The sequence below is a fragment of the Pseudomonadales bacterium genome (assembly GCA_041395945.1).
In the GTDB taxonomy this organism is placed as follows: domain Bacteria; phylum Pseudomonadota; class Gammaproteobacteria; order Pseudomonadales; family Azotimanducaceae; genus SZUA-309.
Genome location: JAWKZN010000003.1, coordinates 135,236 through 150,711, shown reverse-complemented (window position 1 = coordinate 150,711; position 15,476 = coordinate 135,236). Strand labels below are relative to the sequence as shown.

General features: G+C 61.1%; 15 protein-coding genes. 9 read left to right on the top strand and 6 right to left on the bottom strand.

Annotation, left to right across the window (positions count from 1 at the left end):
* Positions 1-39 precede the first annotated feature (39 nt).
* The gene (gene ettA, locus R3E82_21905; protein MEZ5553551.1) at positions 40-1,719 is read right to left on the bottom strand and encodes an energy-dependent translational throttle protein EttA; all 1,680 of its coding nucleotides are present in this window, start codon (positions 1,717-1,719) and stop codon (positions 40-42) included.
* Between the two features lie 818 nt (positions 1,720-2,537).
* Between ettA and glyA the strand changes: the two genes are divergently transcribed.
* From glyA to R3E82_21870, 7 genes are all read left to right on the top strand, one after another.
* Positions 2,538-3,803 (top strand): serine hydroxymethyltransferase, encoded by a 1,266-nt coding sequence (glyA, locus tag R3E82_21900; GenBank protein MEZ5553550.1) that lies wholly within the window; start codon positions 2,538-2,540, stop codon positions 3,801-3,803.
* Between the two features lie 11 nt (positions 3,804-3,814).
* A complete protein-coding gene (gene nrdR, locus R3E82_21895; GenBank protein MEZ5553549.1) occupies positions 3,815-4,285 on the top strand; it encodes a transcriptional regulator NrdR in 471 nt (156 codons plus the stop codon).
* A complete protein-coding gene (gene ribD, locus R3E82_21890; protein MEZ5553548.1) occupies positions 4,275-5,432 on the top strand; it encodes a bifunctional diaminohydroxyphosphoribosylaminopyrimidine deaminase/5-amino-6-(5-phosphoribosylamino)uracil reductase RibD in 1,158 nt (385 codons plus the stop codon). Before nrdR ends, ribD begins: the two co-directional genes overlap by 11 nt.
* Positions 5,433-5,477: 45 nt before the next feature.
* On the top strand, positions 5,478-5,921 hold the full coding sequence (gene nusB / locus R3E82_21885; protein ID MEZ5553547.1) for a transcription antitermination factor NusB: 444 nt from the start codon (positions 5,478-5,480) through the stop codon (positions 5,919-5,921).
* Complete coding sequence (gene thiL, locus R3E82_21880) at positions 5,908-6,813, top strand: thiamine-phosphate kinase (GenBank protein MEZ5553546.1); 906 nt, start codon at positions 5,908-5,910, stop codon at positions 6,811-6,813. The genes nusB and thiL overlap by 14 nt, the downstream gene beginning before the upstream one ends.
* A 6-nt stretch (positions 6,814-6,819) precedes the next feature.
* Complete coding sequence (locus tag R3E82_21875) at positions 6,820-7,341, top strand: phosphatidylglycerophosphatase A (protein MEZ5553545.1); 522 nt, start codon at positions 6,820-6,822, stop codon at positions 7,339-7,341.
* A 61-nt stretch (positions 7,342-7,402) separates the two neighbouring features.
* Positions 7,403-8,077 carry a TIGR02281 family clan AA aspartic protease gene (locus R3E82_21870; GenBank protein MEZ5553544.1) on the top strand — a complete coding sequence of 225 codons (675 nt, stop codon included), beginning with the start codon at positions 7,403-7,405 and terminating at the stop codon, positions 8,075-8,077.
* 25 nt (positions 8,078-8,102) lie between these two features.
* Here the strand turns inward: R3E82_21870 and R3E82_21865 are convergent, their stop codons facing one another.
* Entirely contained in the window at positions 8,103-8,984 is an 882-nt protein-coding gene (locus tag R3E82_21865) for a polyprenyl synthetase family protein (protein ID MEZ5553543.1), read from the bottom strand.
* The gene (locus tag R3E82_21860; GenBank protein ID MEZ5553542.1) at positions 8,974-9,258 is read right to left on the bottom strand and encodes an exodeoxyribonuclease VII small subunit; all 285 of its coding nucleotides are present in this window, start codon (positions 9,256-9,258) and stop codon (positions 8,974-8,976) included. The genes R3E82_21865 and R3E82_21860 overlap by 11 nt, the downstream gene beginning before the upstream one ends.
* A gap of 153 nt (positions 9,259-9,411) precedes the next feature.
* Here R3E82_21860 and pomA point away from each other — a divergent pair, with 153 nt between their 5' ends.
* Both pomA and R3E82_21850 read left to right on the top strand, forming a co-directional pair.
* Positions 9,412-10,167 (top strand): flagellar motor protein PomA, encoded by a 756-nt coding sequence (gene pomA, locus R3E82_21855; protein MEZ5553541.1) that lies wholly within the window; start codon positions 9,412-9,414, stop codon positions 10,165-10,167.
* Positions 10,167-11,162: a flagellar motor protein MotB gene (locus tag R3E82_21850; GenBank protein ID MEZ5553540.1), complete on the top strand. Its 996-nt coding sequence runs from the start codon at positions 10,167-10,169 to the stop codon at positions 11,160-11,162. The genes pomA and R3E82_21850 overlap by 1 nt, the downstream gene beginning before the upstream one ends.
* 126 nt (positions 11,163-11,288) lie before the next feature.
* Here the strand turns inward: R3E82_21850 and R3E82_21845 are convergent, their stop codons facing one another.
* From R3E82_21845 to R3E82_21835, 3 genes are all read right to left on the bottom strand, one after another.
* Positions 11,289-11,873: a peptidoglycan-binding domain-containing protein gene (locus R3E82_21845; protein ID MEZ5553539.1), complete on the bottom strand. Its 585-nt coding sequence runs from the start codon at positions 11,871-11,873 to the stop codon at positions 11,289-11,291.
* A 159-nt stretch (positions 11,874-12,032) separates the two neighbouring features.
* Positions 12,033-13,892 (bottom strand): PEP-CTERM sorting domain-containing protein, encoded by a 1,860-nt coding sequence (locus R3E82_21840; protein ID MEZ5553538.1) that lies wholly within the window; start codon positions 13,890-13,892, stop codon positions 12,033-12,035.
* Positions 13,893-14,350: 458 nt separating this feature from the next.
* A complete protein-coding gene (locus tag R3E82_21835; protein MEZ5553537.1) occupies positions 14,351-15,475 on the bottom strand; it encodes an ABC transporter permease in 1,125 nt (374 codons plus the stop codon).
* Between the last annotated feature and the right edge of the window lies 1 nt (position 15,476).

The window sequence follows — 15,476 nt, the reverse complement described above, 5'->3', positions numbered from 1 at the left end:
TCTTAGCAGGGGCGCGTGCGCCCATCCTGGCGATGAGCTTCAGCGCACCAGCGGCTTGTATCTCATCCGGTGCGGGGTCGAGTCGCCGCCGGATTCGGCCAGACGCTTCCTGTGATCCGCCTCGTAGTCACTGAAGTTACCGGCGAACCACTCCACATGAGAATCCCCTTCGAAGGCGAGAATGTGGGTGGCGATCCGATCCAGGAACCAGCGGTCGTGGGAGATCACCAGCACTGTGCCCGGGAAGTTCAGCAGCGCTTCTTCCAGCGCCCGGAGGGTTTCCACGTCGAGATCATTGGTGGGTTCGTCCAGCAGCAGAACGTTGGCCCCGCGCCGCAGCAGTTTGGCCAGATGCACCCGGTTGCGCTCGCCACCGGACAGGTCGCCCACCCGCTTCTGCTGGTCGGCGCCTTTGAAGTTGAAGCGGGAGACATAGCCCCGGGAGGCGATCTCGTATTTGCCGATGCGGATGATGTCCTGGCCATCCGAGATCTCTTCCCAGACGGTTTTCGAGCCGTCCAGCGAGTCGCGGCTCTGGTCAACGTAGGCCAGATCCACGGTTTCTCCGAGATCGATGCTGCCGCTGTCCGGTTTTTCCTGACCGGTGACCATGCGAAAGAAGGTCGATTTGCCCGCGCCGTTGCCGCCGATGATGCCCACGATGGCTCCCTGGGGCAGGCTGCAGGTCATGTCGTCGATCAGCAGCCGGTCGCCAAAGCCTTTGCTGACATGATTGGCATCGATCACCTTTTCACCCAGGCGCTCACCGGGCGGGATGTACAGTTCGGCGGTCTCGTTGCGGGACTGGGTCTCTTTCGACATCAGTTCCTCGAAGCGCTGCATGCGCGACTTGCTCTTGGCCTGACGCGCTTTCGGATTCGAGCGCACCCACTCGAGTTCAGACTTGATCGCCCGCTGTCGGGCTTTCTCCGAGGACTGCTCGTGCTCGAGCCGCTTTTCCTTGGATTCCAGCCAGGCACTGTAATTGCCTTCGAAGGGAATGCCGCGGCCGCGGTCGAGCTCCAGAATCCAGCCGGCCACGTTATCCAGAAAGTAACGGTCGTGGGTGACCGCCACCACGGTGCCCGGATACTCCGCCAGGAAGCGCTCCAGCCAGGCGACGGATTCCGCGTCCAGGTGGTTGGTGGGCTCGTCCAGCAGCAGCATGTCCGGGTTCGACAGTAGCAGCTGACACAGAGCCACCCGGCGTTTCTCCCCGCCGGAGAGCTTGCTGACTTCCGCTTCCCAGGGCGGCAGCCGCAGCGCGTCGGCGGCGATCTCCAGGGTCCTGTCGATCTCCCAGCCGTTCACGCCGTCGATTTTTGTCTGCAGATCCCCCTGCCGCTCGAGCAGGGCGTTCATCTCCTCCTCTTCCATCGGCTCGGCGAATTTCTCGGCGATGGCGTTGTACTCGTTGAGCAGATCCATGGTGTCGCTGACACCCAGCTCGACATTGCCCCGCACGGTCAGCGTCTCGTCCAGCTGGGGCTCCTGGGCCAGATAGCCGACCCGGATGCCTTTCTGAGGGCGGGCCTCGCCTTCGAATTCGGTATCCACCCCGGCCATGATCCGCAGCAGACTGGACTTTCCCGACCCGTTGAGCCCCAGCACGCCGATCTTGGCGCCGGGGAAAAAGGAAAGGGAGATGTTCTCGAGAATCACCCGCTTCGGCGGGACGATCTTGGAAACACCCTGCATGGTGTAGACGTATTGGGCCACGGTGTACTTCGGTTGATTGGGAGGAGGGCACGCACGCTACCGAAATGTGGGGCGGCGTTCAATGCGGGAACCCGGGATTGGTGGTTTTCAGGCGTCTGGTGTGAGGGGGGTGGTGGCAGGGGACGCTACGAGCACGTCCCTGTGCGCTCGGCTGCCGCCGTCCCTGGCGGCAGACGTCCCTTCCACCCCCCCCCTCACGCCAGTCGCTTGACCTCCAATCCAAGGTTCCGGATGAACGTCGCCCGTACTTCCAGGTGTCAGTTGCAGAGAGCGTCAGGCGAAGTTGGCCGCAGAAGCCGCGCGTCGAGGGGTTGCCAGCGGAAAAAAGGCAGCGATATGGAGTTGTCGGATGCAAGCATCTCCACCGACCACCGACCACCGACCACCGACCACCGACCACCAGCAACGGTGTGGAGTGGGTGCGTATCAGTGCCGGGAAGCTTGAGAACGACGTTGCCGCGACCCCTTGAATTGAACCTTGGTTGGCGAGTGCAGGTTGGAGGAGCCGGGGTGCTTTCGGGAGCGTCTGCCGCCAGGGATGGCGGCAATACGCCTTCGGCGTATTGCTTAGCTGTTCGCACAGCGAACAGCCGGCAGCCGAGCGCACAGGGATGTGCTTGTAGCGTCTCCCGAAAGGGCCCCGGCTCCTCCAACCTACGAATATCCATAACAGGTACCAAAGTCTTAGAATGCGGGGGGCGTTGGGGTGCTGGTCCACCGACTATTGATCCCACTCAGCCACCAGTTGAACTGAAATCCGTTCGGCCCCACCCCAGGTAGGCTAAAATGCCCCGCTTCCCGGATACCACGAGATACCCATGTTCACAGACGCCGACACCATCGCGGGCTTCGACGATGACATTGCCGCCGCAATCCGCGAGGAGCGACGCCGCCAGGAAGAGCACATCGAGCTGATCGCTTCGGAAAACTACGCAAGCCCCCGGATTCTCGAGGCCCAGGGCACGGTGCTGACCAACAAATATGCCGAAGGCTATCCGCACAAGCGCTATTACGGCGGTTGTGAATACGTCGATCAGGTGGAGGTGCTGGCCATCGAACGGGTTAAAGCCCTGTTTGGCGCCGATTATGCCAATGTGCAGCCCCATTCCGGTTCCCAGGCGAACGCCGCCGTCTATCTGGCACTGCTCGAACCGGGCGACACCATACTCGGCATGAGTCTGGACGCCGGCGGCCACCTCACCCACGGCGCGGCCCCGAATTTTTCCGGCAAGACCTACAACGCGGTGCAGTACGGGCTCGATAACGATACCGGTCAGATCGATTACGACGAGATGGCGCGGCTGGCCGTGAAGCACAAGCCGAAGATGCTGATCGGCGGTTTCTCCGCCTATTCCCGCAAGCTGGACTGGCAGAAGTTCCGTGATATCGCGGACTCGGTTGGCGCCTATCTGGTGGTCGACATGGCCCATGTGGCCGGCCTGGTGGCCGCGGGCCTGTATCCGAATCCGGTGCAGATTGCCGATGTGACCACCTCGACCACCCATAAGACCCTGCGCGGTCCGCGGGGTGGCGTGATCCTGGCCAAGGCCAATCCGGAGATCGAAAAGAAACTCAACTCCGCGCTGTTCCCCGGCTCCCAGGGCGGGCCGCTGATGCATGTGATCGCAGCGAAGGCCGTCTGCTTCAAGGAAGCAGCCACACCCGAATTCAAAACCTATCAGCAGCAGGTGCTGCGCAACGCCCGGACCATGGCCGAAGTGTTTCAGGCGCGGGGCTATAAGGTGGTCTCGGGTGGCACAGACAATCACCTGTTCCTGCTTGATCTGATCAACAAGGACATTACCGGCAAAGATGCGGACGCGGCTCTCGGTCGGGCCAACATCACCGTAAACAAGAACGCTGTGCCCAATGATCCCCGCTCACCTTTCGTGACCAGCGGGCTGCGCATCGGTACCCCCGCTGCCACCACACGGGGCTTCAGGGAAGCCGAGTGCGAGACCCTCACCGGCTGGATGTGCGATGTGCTGGATGACATCAGCAACGACAACATGATCGGCACGGTGCGCAAGCGTGTGCAGGAGCTGTGCGCGCGCTTCCCCGTCTATGCCTCCAGCACAGCCTGAGGCTGGCCAAAGTGCACTGTCCTTTCTGCGGCGCTGATGACACCAAGGTGATCGATTCCCGGCTGGTCGCCGAAGGCGACTCGGTGCGCCGGCGGCGGGAATGCCTGACCTGTGGCGAACGCTTCACTACCTTCGAGCTTGCCGAGCTGGTGATGCCGCGCATCGTCAAGAGCGACGGCACCCGGGAGCCCTTCGACGAAGACAAGCTGCGCCGCGGTCTGCAGCGGGCACTGGAGAAGCGGCCGGTCAGTATCGAGCAGATCGAGTCTGCCCTGAATCACATCAAGCACCGGCTGCGCTCCAGCGGCGAGCGGGAACTGGCGTCCCGGGTGGTGGGTGAAACGGTCATGGAAGAACTGCGCAAGATCGACGGTGTGGCCTACGTGCGCTTTGCCTCCGTGTACCGGGACTTCCAGGATGTGAGCGAATTCCAGGATGAGATCCGCAAGCTGACCAAAGCGGCCGGCGGCGATGCTGACTGAATCCGACCATCTCTTCCTCGCTGCCGCCATCGAGCTGGCGCAGCGTGGGATCAACTCTGTTTCGCCGAATCCCGCTGTGGGTTGTCTGCTGGTGCGTGACGGTGTTGTGCTCGGTCGCGGCTGGCATGTGCGCGCTGGCGAAGGCCACGCGGAAGTCAACGCACTGGCGGACGCCCGCGCCAGTGCTCTGACTCGAGGTGGCGCTGCCGCGCCGGATCAGGTGGCCCGCGGCGCCACCGCCTTTGTCAGCCTCGAACCCTGCGCCTTCGAAGGCCGTACACCGCCCTGCAGCCGTGCGCTCATTCATGCGGGTGTGGCTCGGGTAGTGGCGGCGATGACCGATCCCCATCCGAAGGTGGCAGGTGCTGGTTTTGCCGAACTGCGCACCGCCGGTATCCGTGTCGATGTGGCTGAGTTGCCCGCAGCGCAGGAACTCATCGCAGGCTATGTGAGCCGGATCACCCGGCAGCGACCCTTCGTGCGTCTGAAGGTGGCGGCGTCGCTGGACGGGCGCACAGCCATGGCAAGTGGTGAGAGTCAGTGGATCACTGGCGCACAGGCCCGCGCCGACGTGCAGCGCTGGCGCGCCCGCAGCTGCGCGGTGATCACAGGATCCGGCACCGTGCTGGTGGATGATCCCCGGCTTACCGTCCGGGATTCCGCACTCGCAGTTGCAGGCCGCATCCGTCAGCCGTTGCGGGTGGTGTGTGACGGCCGCGGTCAGATCAAGGCAGACCGGGCCCTCACCAGCGGTGCAGCAGATGCCGGACTTACCGGCACTGCACCCGCGCTCCTGGTGCGCGCGGTGCCGGTCACTGTGGTGGGTTCTGCGGAAGTCATTCAATTGCCGGCGGGCGACGACGGCACCGGGGTAAGTCTGCCCGCGCTGCTCGAACTGCTCGCACAGCGCCAGTGCAATGAAGTGCTGGTTGAAGCCGGACCGAAGCTGATCGGCGCATTTCTGGCGTCCGGACTCTGGGACGAACTGCTGCTCTATCAGGCGCCCCGGCTGCTCGGCAGCGACGCCCGATCCCTTGCCGCACTCCCCTTCACGCGCATGGCAGAGGCGATTGGGGCTACAATCGCCGACTGCACTCAGATCGGCGCTGACCTGCGTCTGCGGCTTCGGCCAGCCGGGCACGACTGAGCCACCTTTAACAACTGAAAAGAGAACAACCTTGGGCACCCGACAGTGAGCTCGAACAGATGGGCGCGCCGGCGCGCACGCCGGGCGCTGGTGCAGGCCGTGTATCAGTGGCAGATGTCGGAAGCGGAAACAGCCGACCTCGAGGCAGAGTTCGCTGCGGGTGAAGCGCTGAATAAGGCTGACAAGGAGTTCTTCAAGGATGTGCTGCGCGGTGTAGTGTTGCGTACTGCCGAACTCGACGAGCTGCTGGCACCGATTCTGGATCGATCCATTCAACAGCTCGACTGTGTGGAGCGCGCCATTCTGCGGCTTGGTACCTTTGAAATGAAATCCCGTCCGGATGTGCCTTATCGCGCGGTGATCGACGAATACGTTGAGCTGGCGAAGATCTTCGGCGCCGAAGACGGCCACAAGTTCGTCAACGGAGTGCTGGACCGGATCGCACGCTCCCAGCGGGCGGCGGAGGTGACGGCGGGTGGACGAGTTTGAGCTGATCGATCAGATCGTCGCCGAACTGGGCGCGGTGAGCAGCGGTGACGATGTGATTCTCGGTCCCGGAGACGATGCCTCTGTGTTGCGTCCTCCACCGGGTGAAGTGCTGGTTTCATCAATCGATGCCCTGGTCGCCGGCGTGCATTTCCCGGCGGCAGCGGATCCGGAACTGGTTGGATACCGCGCGCTGATGGTCAGTCTCTCAGACCTTGCCGCAATGGGCGCCAGCCCGGCGCAGGTTCTGGTCGCGCTGACGCTGTCTGATGGGGATGTCGACTGGGTGCGCGGTCTCGCCCGGGGTATGCGACGCGCTGCGGAAAGCGCAGGCGTCAAACTGCCGGGCGGTAATATCGCGCGAGGGCCGCTGAACATCACGGTCAGTGTCAATGGCTTCTGCCCGGAGGCGATGCTGCTCAGGCGCGCTGGTGCCCGGGCCGGTGACCACATCTATGTCTCCGGCGAACTCGGTGGCGCTGCAGCTGCGCTTGGCCGGGGTGGTCTTGAGAAATACAACGGCTCAGCTTCGCTGGATAAACTTGCGTCGCGCTACTTCCAGCCCGAGGCGAGACTGGGCGCTGGTATGGCACTGCGAGGTGTCGCGCACAGCGCCATAGATGTGTCCGATGGCCTGTTGCAGGATCTCGGTCACTTGTGCCGTGCGAGCGCTGTTGGCGCAGAGCTGGACAGCACTCTGGTGCCGGTCTGTGCGGGGGCGACCCTGGAGCAGGCACTCACCGGTGGTGACGATTACGAACTGCTGTTCACCGCCCCTGCTACGATTCCCGCACTTGGTTTCTCTGTACACCGCATCGGAACCATTGTTCCGGGCGCTGGTGTGCGTGTGGATGGCAAGGAAACAGGTCAGCGCGGATACCGCCATTTTGGATAGCTCGGCGTGAATCAACCATCCGGACTCAACTGGCGTCTCGCCGGAGATCCCGCGGTGCTGCTCGCCTGTGGACTGGGCAGTGGATTTCTGCCGCGTGCCCCCGGCACCTGGGGCAGTCTGCTGGCAGTGCTGCTGTGGTGGTTGTTTTTCCTGGGCAGCCCGCTGCCGGTGCAGCTTGCCGCTGTCGCGGTCGTGTTCGTCGCAGGCACACTGCTGATTGCCCGCGTGCAGCGGATCCACAAGGTGATCGATGATGGCGCGCTGGTGATCGACGAAGTCGCCGGGCAGTGGATTGTGCTGATCGGAATCGGAATGGCCGCTCCTGAAGCTGCCGGTACCCGGTTGCTGCTGTACCTGGCGGGCGGATTCGGCCTGTTCCGTCTTTTCGATATCTGGAAACCCTGGCCGATCCGCACCGTGGAAAGGACAGTCTCAGGGGCTCTGGGCGTGATGCTGGACGACGTGGTGGCCGGCCTCATGGGTCTTTCTGTGCTGCTGATCACACTCTGGCTGATCGCAAACTTCTGAATCGATCCGCTTTCGTTACACTGACCACGGTATTGACCTTCGACACCAGCGCAGGAACGCCATGCGGTCATCACAGCAGACAGCCACCGTCTCCCCCTTTGTGTTACTGATTGCCGCCTGCCTGCTCGCCTGTATCGGTGAATTTGCAGTGGCATCGCCGAGTATCGAAGTCACCGGCCTGTTCCGGAACCAGGCGGTTCTGAAAGTCTCAGGCGCCGACCGCATTCTCAAGGTCGGCCAGACATCACCGGAAGGGGTGAAGCTGATCTCTGCGGACGCGCACAAGGCGGTGGTGTCCTACGAGGGTAAGCGGCAGACCCTGACCCTCAGTACCCGGGTTGCCGGTTCGTTCACCGCCGCTGAAAAACAGCGCGTGTCGATACCACCGGACGAACTCGGTCAGTATCGGGTACGCGGAACCATCAACGGTCAGTATGTGAATCTGCTGGTGGATACCGGAGCCTCGGTCGTTGCACTCAGTTCGGATGAGGCTGTGCGCCTGGGTATCGACTATCGACGGGGAAAGAAAGGTGAAATACAGACCGCTCAGGGTACCGCCGAATCCCACATGGTGATTCTCGATGAAGTCTCTGTGGCCGGCATCACAGCCCACAATGTACAGGCTGCCGTGATCACGGGTATGTACCCCGTCGACATTCTGCTGGGTATGACGTTTCTGCGTCAGGTCTCGATTGAAGAAAATGCAGGGCTCATGACCCTGATCCAGAAGTACTGATCAATCCCCGGTTCAGTTCGAGGTGTCAGTAGGTTCGCGACACGATCAGCTCGGCGAGTTCCTGAAGAAGATCGTTTTTCAGATGAGCGCGCTTGAGCAGCTTCCTGGCTTCATCGAGCAGATCTTTTGCCTGACTGCGCGCCTGATCGACCCCCAGCAGCGAGGTGTAGGTACTCTTTTTCGCCTTCTGGTCTGATCCTGCGGGTTTTCCCAGGGTCTCGGTGGATTCGGTGACATCGAGCACGTCATCCACGATCTGAAATGCCAGCCCGATGCGTTTTGAAAATTCGGTGAGCAGCACATAGGTTTCCGGATCGAGCCTGGCGTTGCCGAAGAGCGCGCCGATCTGCACTGAAGCCTGAATCAGCGCGCCGGTTTTTGCGGCGTGCAGGGCCTGCAGTTCAGTGAGACCGAGTTTCTTCCGCTCGGACTGAAGGTCGAATACCTGACCGCCTACCATCCCCTGCCAGCCGGAAGCCTCCGAGAGAATCTGAATAGCGGTGAGACGCACATCGGTGCGCGAACTGGGTGCATTGGCCAGGGTCTGGAAAGCCAGGGTGTGCAGGGCGTCTCCGGCGAGGATGGCATTGGCCTCACCGTACTTGATGTGTCCGCTGGGCAGGCCGTGGCGCAGATCGTCGTCGTCCATGGCGGGCAGATCGTCGTGCAGCAGGGAGTAAGCGTGCACGAATTCGACCGCGCAGGCGGGGGCCAGGGCATCTTCGAGGCGACCGCCGAGTCCGGTGCAGGTGGCGCAGACCAGCAGCGGCCGGATGCGTTTACCGCCGGAAAGGCTCGCGTAGCGCATGGCATCCACCAGCACCTGGGCAATACTCGAGTGCACGGGCAGGTGGTGAGTGAGGGCGTCTTCTATAGTGTCCTTGAAGGACTTGAGCTCAGGCGTCATCGAGCGTGTCGACGTCCAGGTCTTCGAGTGTGTTCGCTTCGGTGAGGACTTTGACTTTCAGCTCGGCGTTTTTCAGCGCGCTCTGGCAGTGCCGGGTGAGTGCCACGCCCCGCTCGAAGGCCTTCAGAGAAGCCTCCAGGCCGAGTTCGCCACTCTCCATGCTGGTGACCAGGGTTTCGAGCTCGGCCAGGGCTGCTTCGAAATCCAGATCGGCGAATTCCGCGGGCGTTGCCGCAGGCTGCGGGTCTGTCGAAGTGGTGGATTTACGTGGCATGGCCGGAACGGTAACCGGCCGCCTCCCCGCTGGCAAGCCAGGTGAAGATTGCCGGGGTCCGGGGAATCCTGCGCCCCGCCGCCAGGGGATACCGGCAATTGGAGAAATCCTGACTAGACTTGAGGTGATAACCAGGCCTTAAGGAAGCGGTAGATGGATCTGGCGACCCTGGTGGGACTGATCGGCGCTTTTGCGGTGGTGATCGGATCCATGGTGTTAGGTGGCGGGGCGATGATGTTCATCAACGTACCGTCGCTGTTGATCGTTTTTGTCGGCACCCTGTTTGTGGTGCTGATGAAATTCAGCCTGGGTCAATTTCTTGGCGCTGTGAAGGTGGCGGTCAAGGCCTTCAGCTTCAAGTTGCCAAAGCCCGAGCAGATCATCGAAGAAGTGGTCGGCCTGGCGGACTCCGCGCGTAAAGGCGGACTGCTGTCTCTGGAAGGCAAGGAAGTATCAAGTAACTTTCTTTCGAAGGGCATCCAGCTGCTGGTGGACGGGCACGACGGCGAGGTGGTGCGTACCCTCATGAAGAAGGATCTGCATCAGACTCTGCAGCGCCATGAAGTGGGCGCGAAGATCTTCACGGCTATGGGCGATGTGGGGCCGGCCATGGGCATGATCGGTACCCTGGTGGGCCTCGTGGCGATGCTGGCGAACATGGATGACCCCAAGTCCATCGGCCCTGCCATGTCCGTGGCGCTGCTGACGACGCTTTATGGTGCGATGTTCGCCAACATGTTTGCCCTGCCCATCGCCGACAAGCTCGGCCTGCGACGGGAGGAAGAGGGGCGCGTGAAATCCATGATCATTGATGCCCTCATGGCGATCCAGGGTGGCCAGAATCCCCGGGTGATCGATTCCATGCTTAAAGCCTACCTGCCGGAGTCGCAGCGGGCCGAGGACGACTAGTGGCCACCAGCCAGGCGTCAGACGACGACGACGAATTCAGTTCCGGCGAAGCCAAGGGTGGCGGCGGCGGGTGGATCATGACCTTTGCCGACCTCATGTCGCTGCTCATGTGTTTCTTCGTGCTGCTGCTGTCTTTCTCGGAGATGGACGTGCTGAAATTCAAGCGCCTGGCCGGCTCGATGAAGCAGGCCTTCGGTGTGCAGGCGCAGATGCGCGCGGATGACATTCCGAAAGGCACCAGCATCATTGCCCAGGAGTTTTCTCCGGGTAAACCCGATCCCACACCGCTCAACGAAATCTGGCAGAAGACCACCGATCAGTCGAAAAACAGCCTGGATGTCGCCTGTCAGGATCTGGGGGCCAGCAATACCGGCGAAAGCGGCGATGCCCAGAAGATGATCGTGGTGGACAAGGTCAAGGACCTGGTGGGTGAGACCGAGCAGGATGCCATTGATCTCGCCACGGCTCTGGCAAAGGAAATCGCCGCTGGGGTGCTCGAGGTCGAGACCCGCGGCCGCAATATCATCGTGCGGGTGAAGGAACACGGCAGCTTCGAGTCCGGCTCGGCTTCGCTCACCGCGGATTTCAAACCGGTATTGCGCATCATTCAGGATGTGCTGAAGGAAACGGACGGGCTGATCGTGGTGGAGGGTCATACCGACAGTCAGCCGATCGCCACCTCCCGCTTCCGTTCGAACTGGGAACTCTCAAGTGGGCGGGCAGTGAGTGTCGCTCATGGCCTGTTTTCCGATGGCAGACTGGCAGAGAGCCGTTTCTCGATTGCCGGTTATGCAGACACCCGCCCGCTGGTTTCCAATGAAACCCCCGCCGGTCGTGCACGCAATCGACGGGTGGAGATCGTGATCAAGCAGGGGCTTGGCGATGAAGTGAAAGAGGAACTCGAAGTGCTGCGCGCCGAGGATCCCCACATGTATGAGCGGGTGCGGCGGGAACTGATCGATCGCTTCGAGTTGAGTCCGGAGGAGGTGTTCTAGGCCGCTGCAGTATCCCGGAAAGCTGGCGCGACTCGGCCTGAATGCTCGAAAACAAAGGCTGCGGGCACCTGCTCAAGCGGACCCTCGCGTGCGGCGAGTGCGTCAAAGGCTGATCGGAGTATGTAATCAGTCTCTGAACAGACGCCAGAGCGTTGTCTGATCGGGAAATCCGGTAGTTTCGAATTCGATGTCTGACTGAAATGCGATGATCGCCGAGCGGGTGGCATCTGTGAATCGCCCATCTGCTGCCTCCTTGAAGAGTCCCCGTGCGGCGAGTTTCTCCTGCATGCGGCGGATGGTTTCCCGGTACAACTGGGTTTTCCGGTCACCCTCCGCGATTTCCACCTTCGGAGAGTCCAGAACAATTCGGTCTGGCTGCAGCTTGAGCAGGATGGAATTGAACACGGTGTAGAGACGGTCGTTGGGGTTCGACTGACAGTGATTCAGGATCACGCCCAGCAGCAGTTCAAGCGTTTCAAAAGAGGTTACATCGTACGTCTGATCCATGTACTGATTGTGCGCAGACAGAAAACCTTCCAGCCATCCGCCGATCATGTAGTAGATGGTTGACTGTTTCTCCCGTTCCAGCACAAAAACCTGACAGGGCAGAAAACCCGCGCCTTTCAGCGCAAATTCACCATTTCTGTCGGAGGCCTGGGCAGGTAGCGTCGCGAAGATCCACAACACCAGCGTGGCGGTCAGAGCTTTCATGATGTATCGATTCCGTCGTCTGATTGAATCAGGCCTGCGTAGAGGTGATCGGACTGAACCCGATAAGTCAGCAGGCCGAGTGTCGGCTGACGACAACGTCAGCCGACCAGTTTTGCCGAAAGCCCGAATCATCGCGTCGGGCTTTCGAGCACCACCGCATCATGCCACCGGTAGAAAGGCCCCTCCAGCACGCCCGCTCTCCTGCCGTCGGCGATGCGCCAGCAACAGTCCAAGCAGACCGGAAAGGAGCAGCACCCAGGTCCCGGGCTCAGGAACAGAGGCCGTGTCCGGAAGATCCAGGATCGGATTGATCGCACTCATCGCGATCGAGGAGGATGGCAGAGTTGCGCCGGTCAGGAAGTCGATAATGAAGCTTTCTCCGATCTGCAGATTGAATCCGCCAAGATCGAACAGACTCGAAATGAAAGCAGGTGACGCGAACAGGTCCACCGCCTGATCGAGAATATTTCCGATACCGAAGCTGTCGGAGCCCAGGAGACCCGCGTCGTAATTCACCTGGAGAAGATCGACGATAAACTGCAGATCGAAATCCAGGAACGTCTGATTCAGCAGTGTTGACTGGAGGAAGAACGTCGGTGTGACAGTCGTAGCATCCGAAACGAAAGTGATGTCCGGCAGGAGATCCCAGGCAGAGGTGACATTCGTGACCAGCTCGCCGGCAACCATTACCGCCTCATCAAAAAACATCGACACGAACAGCGTCGGATCCAGCTCAAAGTCCTGGGCAAGATCAATAGTCGGGCCCATTGCCACGTTGATGATGTCGAAACCGAGGGAGACAGGTCCGAAGCTGGCGCTGCTGCCGAACAGGCCGGGAACACCCGCGGAGGTCGCCACGATGTTGTCGATATCGAGGATGAGGTCGATGAGGTCGTCCTGGCCGGACGCCTGCAGTGTCTGAGTAGCGGTGTTCAAACCACCGGTCGCATTTGGAGCGGGGAGATGCAGGGTGACTTCGGCCAGCCCCGCGACATCCAGTGAAAAGGGGAAGCCGTCCGCTTCCGCCGCCAGGCCGAAATCCGAAGGAGATTGTCCGAGCAGCAGGATGCCGCCTTCACCATCCTCGTTGAACGAGACGATGGGTGCCCGCTCGGCGATGTTGAATGAGGTACCACCTGATGTGCAGCCAGGGCCAATGAGGCAGGCTTCACCGGTCACACTGCCAGACAGCTCCATGATTGCGTCCACCGACAGAGCCATGGTCGGAAAGACGGTATCCAGGGTGTTGACGCCGGCCAGCGCGCTGTTGGTATTGAAGCTGATGGCCTGGGTTCTATCGAGAACAGTCAGATCATCCGGGATGTCGAGAGTGGCTGCGTAGGAGACTGTGGCATCGACTGAACCGCTGTCGATCTCCACGCCGAGTTCGAGCCCAACACGCCCGTCGGAGGTAGCAACGATTTCCGCACCGGTACGGGTGTCGATGTCCAGGGTCGATGGCGGCGCGGTACCGAGCGCGACAAAAGGCACCTGCGCCGATTGCCCGTTACGGCAGACACTTGCAGGAAACGCCGCGTCACAGGCAGCGAAAGCCACGTCGTAGGCCGCACGTCGACTCAGATCTCCCAATCTGGCAGCCTGACAGCCGACCGCGAAAGTCCCGCAGGATCGTACCGACGGCCTGCTGCCCAGGGCAGGGACCGGGGCGCGCGCGGACTGCCCGTTGATACAGGCATTAGAGGAAAAACCAGCCGCCCGGCAACCGGCGAATGCCACATCGTATGCGGCCCGCAACGGATTGGGCACGGTAGTATCGTTGTCGCCGACGATTACCCCGGCTCTGTTGGTTGCATCTTCCCAGGACGCACCGAGAAAGGTTGTCTGATTGATCCGGGTCGATTCGCCATTCGCCCACATGCTCTGACCAGTGGTCTGAAACGACAGGTCGTATTGCACCACCACGGCATTGGCCATGAGCGGCAAAGTAAGAAGCGATAGAACCGCCACCAGGCGCGAACTGGCAACGAGTGCATTGCACCCGGTAAATCTGATCTGCATGAACCCTCCCCAGGGATGTTGTCGTTGTTTTTACCCCGGTCTCCACGGGGTGCATGCCGAATGGTCTGCAAACAGGCTCATCTCGATACGTTTCCTGTAACGGACCAGTGTGCCAGCTTGGGCACCAGCCGAGTTAAGCAGGGATCGGGCCAGTAATATTTTCTAGCGTTAAATCAGAGTATTAGAGTGGTTTTCGGAGGTAGCGCCGAATGTGTTGTAAAAAAATCCGACAGGGTATACCGCAGAAATTCGTCTAGCGGCCTCAAATTCCTCTTATTTCCAGCTATATCGGAGATTCGGCGGAGACGGTTTCTGTAAGAAAAACCGACACTGACGTGTCGATTCCGGCCGCAGCGTCATCGGATAATAGAGCCCAGCACTGCTGCGTGACGCACCGCTCAGCACGACCGGCGCGGTTCCAGGAGAGACATGGATTTCGTGCGGGTGTTTAAAGTCCTTCAGCTGCTCAGACTCATCGACCGGCGAAAAAGAGCAAGGCTCGCGCCGAAAAAGGCAGCCCCCAGTCCCGCCATCAGCAGCAGTTCGATCCACACAGAACCTGTTCCGGCACCGCGAAAGGCGACCGCCTTGGCAAAACTGAGGAAGTGGCGCGACGGTAGTGCCAGAGTCAGGCGCTGAACGCTCTCGGGTTGGCTCTCCACCGCGCCCATACCACCGGACAACATGATCACCGGAATGATCACCATGATCACCAGTAACGCGAACTGCGCCATGCTGCGAGCCAGCGTACCCAGGAACATCCCGATGGCCGCGGCCGCCCAGAGGTACACCGCCGCACCCGCCACGAGCAGTGGCACTGATCCTGCCAGCGGTATCTGCAGGATCCCTTGCACAACGAAGAGCAGCGAACCGATGAAGGCCACCAGCACCACGGTCATCGTCGCCAGAACCTTGGACAGCGCTATTTCTACTGGGGTCAGCGGCATCACCATCAGATGCTCGATGGTGCCGTGTTCCCGTTCGCGCAGCATCGCCGCGCCGGTCAACGCGATGGTCAGCAGCGACAGCTGGTTGAGCAACGAGGATACCGCTTTGAACCAGACCGGATTGCCATTCGGATTGAAGGCGCGGCGCAGTTCCAGCCGCACCCGTGGATCGGGTGCGGCTGGGCTGCCGGACAGAAATGCACGAGCTTCAGTCTGCACGATATTGCTGATGTAGTCTGTGCCGAGCTGCGCCTGTGACACAGCCGTGGCATCAACCTGAAGCTGGACTGTGGGTGATTTCCCTGCGATCGCGTCGGCTGCGAGATCGGGCGGGAAGGACAACGCGAACATGATCTGCCCCCGGTCCATGGCGGCGCCCGCCTGCTCGGGGGCCATGGCGATGGGCTCCTGAAACCAGGGTGGTACCAGCGCCGAGGAAATCTGCCGGGTCAGGGCGGACTGGTCCTCATCGACCAGAGCGATCGCGGCATTGCGTACCGTATCCCCCGCACCACTTGCCTCCAGGATTACGGCAACAACGAACGACCAGAGGATCAGAACCACCATCACCGGATCGCCCAGTACGCTTTTCAGCTCCTTGCCGAAGAGCCAGAAAATATTGGCCAGGCGCTGCACG

Bases quoted from the DNA above. Each gene is read 5' to 3' on its own strand.
- pomA (MEZ5553541.1), top strand. From the start codon at position 9,412: ATGGATCTGGCGACCCTGGTGGGACTGATCGGCGCTTTTGCGGTGGTG.
- glyA (MEZ5553550.1), top strand. From the start codon at position 2,538: ATGTTCACAGACGCCGACACCATCGCGGGCTTCGACGATGACATTGCC.
- R3E82_21840 (MEZ5553538.1), bottom strand. From the start codon at position 13,892: ATGCAGATCAGATTTACCGGGTGCAATGCACTCGTTGCCAGTTCGCGC.
- R3E82_21845 (MEZ5553539.1), bottom strand. From the start codon at position 11,873: ATGAAAGCTCTGACCGCCACGCTGGTGTTGTGGATCTTCGCGACGCTA.
- R3E82_21865 (MEZ5553543.1), bottom strand. From the start codon at position 8,984: ATGACGCCTGAGCTCAAGTCCTTCAAGGACACTATAGAAGACGCCCTC.
- R3E82_21870 (MEZ5553544.1), top strand. From the start codon at position 7,403: ATGCGGTCATCACAGCAGACAGCCACCGTCTCCCCCTTTGTGTTACTG.
- R3E82_21860 (MEZ5553542.1), bottom strand. From the start codon at position 9,258: ATGCCACGTAAATCCACCACTTCGACAGACCCGCAGCCTGCGGCAACG.
- ribD (MEZ5553548.1), top strand. From the start codon at position 4,275: ATGCTGACTGAATCCGACCATCTCTTCCTCGCTGCCGCCATCGAGCTG.